This window comes from uncultured Rhodoblastus sp., assembly GCF_903903185.1.
In the GTDB taxonomy this organism is placed as follows: domain Bacteria; phylum Pseudomonadota; class Alphaproteobacteria; order Rhizobiales; family Beijerinckiaceae; genus Rhodoblastus.
The window spans coordinates 1-3,974 of record NZ_CAIUXT010000208.1; the positions used below are offsets into that span (position 1 = coordinate 1).

Annotated in this window: 4 protein-coding genes; 3 read left to right on the forward strand and 1 reads right to left on the reverse strand. The window is 55.8% G+C overall.

All coding sequences use genetic code 11. The features are described 5' to 3' along the window. A partial coding sequence (locus QZY01_RS18215) for a hypothetical protein (protein WP_294540029.1) occupies window positions 1-2,172 on the forward strand: 2,172 nt, incomplete at its 5' end. Window positions 2,173-2,218: 46 nt separating this feature from the next. Continuing rightward, window positions 2,219-2,812, forward strand: a complete 594-nt coding sequence (locus QZY01_RS18220) for a PEP-CTERM sorting domain-containing protein (protein ID WP_294540031.1) — start codon at window positions 2,219-2,221, stop codon at window positions 2,810-2,812. A 289-nt stretch (window positions 2,813-3,101) separates the two neighbouring features. Here the strand turns inward: QZY01_RS18220 and QZY01_RS18225 are convergent, their stop codons facing one another. After that, window positions 3,102-3,272 carry a hypothetical protein gene (locus tag QZY01_RS18225; protein WP_294540033.1) on the reverse strand — a complete coding sequence of 57 codons (171 nt, stop codon included), beginning with the start codon at window positions 3,270-3,272 and terminating at the stop codon, window positions 3,102-3,104. A gap of 265 nt (window positions 3,273-3,537) precedes the next feature. Between QZY01_RS18225 and QZY01_RS18230 the strand changes: the two genes are divergently transcribed. Beyond that, window positions 3,538-3,974 (forward strand): hypothetical protein (locus tag QZY01_RS18230; protein ID WP_294540035.1); only part of this gene is annotated, 437 nt, incomplete at its 3' end.

Sequence of the window (3,974 nt, forward strand, 5' to 3'; positions counted from 1 at the left end):
GGTGGCGGCCTTTGGGTGAGTGATGGAACTGCCGCTGGGACTAATGAACTGAAGAGTTTCGGAGCCTACGGAAATGCGAACCCGCCGTCCAACTTCGTACCGTTCGGTGGCGAGGTGCTCTTCACAGCTGGTGGCCGCATTTGGGTCAGTGATGGAACCGTCGCCGGCACAAGCGAAATTATAAACCTTCTACCGCTTGACACTTCGAACCTCACAGTTTTTGGCAATTTAGTACTTTTTTGTGCGGGCGGTAATATTTGGAGCACCGACGGGACCTTCCCAGGAACTCATCAATTAACAGGACTTTCAGGGACATCAAACCAATCATTTAGCGTCATGCAAGGCTTTACGATCTTTAACAAAATGGCGTTATTTTCAGGAATAGACGCCAATAACGATTATGGCATTTGGGTTACAGATGGAACCGCATTAGGAACAAAAGAAATAGCGACGTTCGGGGGCATAATATGGGTTCCTCCGCCACGAAATTTTATTGCAATTAATAATAAAGTGTTTTTAACCCAAGGAACAGGCCTATTTATAACAGACGGGACATCGGCTGGAACTTATAACTTAAATAACTCAGCTTTTGGATTGTATTCTTCGGGTGCCCTTGTAGCATTTAATAATGAAGTTGTATTTACGGGAATCGATATGACCGGCGCGGAGGGTCTCTGGATCACTGATGGAACGGATGCTGGAACGCATGAATTCTTCCGCGAGAGCGGTTTCTTTTTTAGAGTTGGCGACATAGTTTGCTTTGATAATAAAATCCTTTTCAACGACGGAAAGGGCAGCCTCTCGATTTCGGATGGGACGGCGGCTGGCACTCACGCATTGATAGGAATTGTCGGCGCTGCTTCTAATGGTCTTAGCCTTGGCCCGTCCGATATGACGGTCTTCAACAATGAGGTTCTATTCAACGGCTATAATGCAAGCCGCAAGCAAGGACTGTGGGTGACCGACGGGACGGCTGCGGGCACGCATGAACTGTCAGGGATTAGCGGGGCCAACGCGAGCCTCAACCCTCAACATATCTCCGTCATCGCGCCCGCATTCTCCATCGCGTACTTCTTGACGAAGCAGGCGACTCTCGACAAGATTGCGGGAGGTTTCGCGATTTCGGACACCGCGCAGCATATCGAGCACGATCTATGGGCGCTGCTCGCGGACGCGAGCTACATCAATTCGATCACGGCGAGCGGATTGGTTGGCGTTTCGGCGGCGACCTTCGTCGCCGATCGGGCGGTGTTGGACAAGATCTCCGGCGGGTTCGGCATCGTGGACACCGCAGCCGATATCAAGACTTATCTCGACTTCCTGAGCGACCCGTCGATCGTCGCGGTCACCATTTCAGACAATGCGGCGGTGGGAGCCAATGTCGCGCAATTGACCAGCGACGCGACGACCATCGTCGAACTCCGGAACGCCGATGGAACGCCCTTCCATCTGGCGATCTCCGACACGGCCGCAAACATCCAAAATGGTATCGGCGCGCTCGTGGCCAATACCAGCCACATCGGCTCGATTACCGCCAGCGGCGGTCCCGCGAGCTTCTCGACAGCCGTCTTCGCGGCCGACCAACCCACCCTCAACAAGATCGTTGGCGGTTTCGGCATCAAGGATACGGCGGCGAAAGTGTCGGGGAGCCTCGATGCGCTGCAAGGCGACGTTGCGGATATCGCTTCGATCAAGTTCTCCGACGCGTCGCCGCCCACATTGAACATCTCTTCGGCCCAACTCTCGGCGGACGCGGCGGCGCTCGCCAAGATCGCCAGCCCCTATATCCTCGATGTCGCCAACGCCAGCGGCTCCAGTTCATACATCGGTTATGGCAATGGTCTGGTCTTCAACATCGGCGGCGGGACCACGAGCACGATCAAGGGCGGCGGCTTGAACGAGAGCTTCGTTTTCGCCGCCGGCTTCAAGGCGGCGACGATCTCGGAGTTCGCCACGCATAACGGCGTCGCGGCGAACGACACGATCTCCCTGGCAAAGTCCGATTTCGCGGACTGGGCGACGCTGCTGTCGGACGCGCATACCGGGGCCGGCGGCAGCATCAGCTTCGTGTCGCAGACCTCGGGCGCGACGCTGACGCTAGCGGGAGTGTCGGTTTCCGCTTTCGAAAAGGTTGGCGCGCCCTATCACAGCGAATTCACGTTCCATGCGTGAGGAAAATTCCGGCGGCAATGGATGCCGAAACTCGGGGGTAATGGTTATGAAAACAACTTCAACACTTGCCGCGGTCGCCCTGGCCGGCGCGCTTATGGCGGCGCCGCAGGCGCGGGCCACGACCTTGCTCAACCTGATCGATCCGCCGGATCAAACAGACACGGTTTATTCCCTTTCTTTCACGGCCCTCGGTCCAGCCACTACTGTCTCCGTCGGCGGCTATCAACTTCTTGACTTCGAGCAAACCACCAATATCGGTGTCTTTCTGAACAACGCTGGCGCCAACCTGCTCGGCGCCGCCTGGACCTTGACGCCGGCAGCTCCCTGGTTCACCGACACCTATACTTATGACGACGGGACGTCGGTTCCCGCCCTTGTTTTTGCATCGTCCGCAGCGGGCGCCTACGACACTTACTCGCAGACTTTCGCCACGACGTCGGGCCAGTCGTACAGCCTCAATTTTCTGTACTCGAATGACGTTTTCGGCGGCGGTCCCGCCCCGAGCGGGCTCCTCGTTACGGAAACCGCGACGACCTCCGTCCCCGAACCCTCGACATGGATGCTGATGCTGCTGGGCGCGGCAGGCCTCGGCTTTCTCGGCCGCCACAAGACGAAACAGAGCCCGACGGCGAATGCCTGATCGGCGGCGGCGACGAAATCGTGCGAGGATGATAACGAGACTTCTGCCTTCGAGCCGGATTTCGGCAACAACCCGATCTCCGCCACTGTGGCGAATGTTGCTGTGGCCGATACGATCGAGTTGAAGGTTAGGCCTTCAGTACGAGCGCCGACAATAGTTGCGCAGAGCTTTATCGAGGTTCTCGATGTCGCCCAACGACCGCTCCGAGGCCTCCAGAGAGCGTCGCTCAACGGCAGGCGGATGTCTTCTATGGGTCACTTTTTCACTTTTTCCCTTTGACCGTTGTCTGTCAATAACCGCCAAGTTGGGTGATCGAGAACTCGTCATTATGCGCTTTGACGACGTCACGGCACTCGCATGCGCTTTCTCTCAAACCGTCTTGATAGATGATTTCCATATGGCCTCGGCGGTAGTTGATGAATCCGACTATCGACACGTTGCCGTAGCGCGTTCCGCGCATCCGACCCAAAAAATTCCTGAGCCATGGACAATTTGTCGCACACAAGAGCCAACGCGCCAATCAGGTTTCATCCTTGTAAAACCAGAAAAGTTCTCTTTCTCGCTTCATTATCAGCTAGTTAGTGGCCGCCCGTGGAGGGGTTAAATTCGTCCTCGCGCGAACGCGGCCGTTCTTGCAACCGCCCATCGCCGGTTGTGCTTAAGGTTTTTTCTTGTTAACCTCGAGCGGAGTTACGTAGAATAGTTGGTTATTTCGATGCGCTGATGTGCGCTATGTCACTGTTTTTAATTTATTTTTGAGGATGGAGGGGTTTGCTGTGACGAAAACGAATTATAACCTCGCGTCAAACTCAACCACGGCACAAATTTCGTCTTATCTCAACGCAGACGATAATATAAATATCAGCGCAACCCTGAATAATATCAGCGCTATGCTGACCATCGGTTCAGATGCGAATTATCCCTCTATTGTGCTCCTGTCTGGCGGCGCCATCTCCGGCGGCGTGATCAAGGATTACGGCTCTGGCTTTCAGGCCTCGGGCGGAACGCTGAGCGGCGTCACCTATGAGGGCGCGCTGGACCTTACGCCAAGCAGTTCGAGCGTCACCATCGTCGGCGGCCTGACCGCGACAGGTGCCAATGGCTCTGGGCCCGGCGTCATCAATGTCGGCCAATACAGCAGCCTCACCTTCGACGACACCCA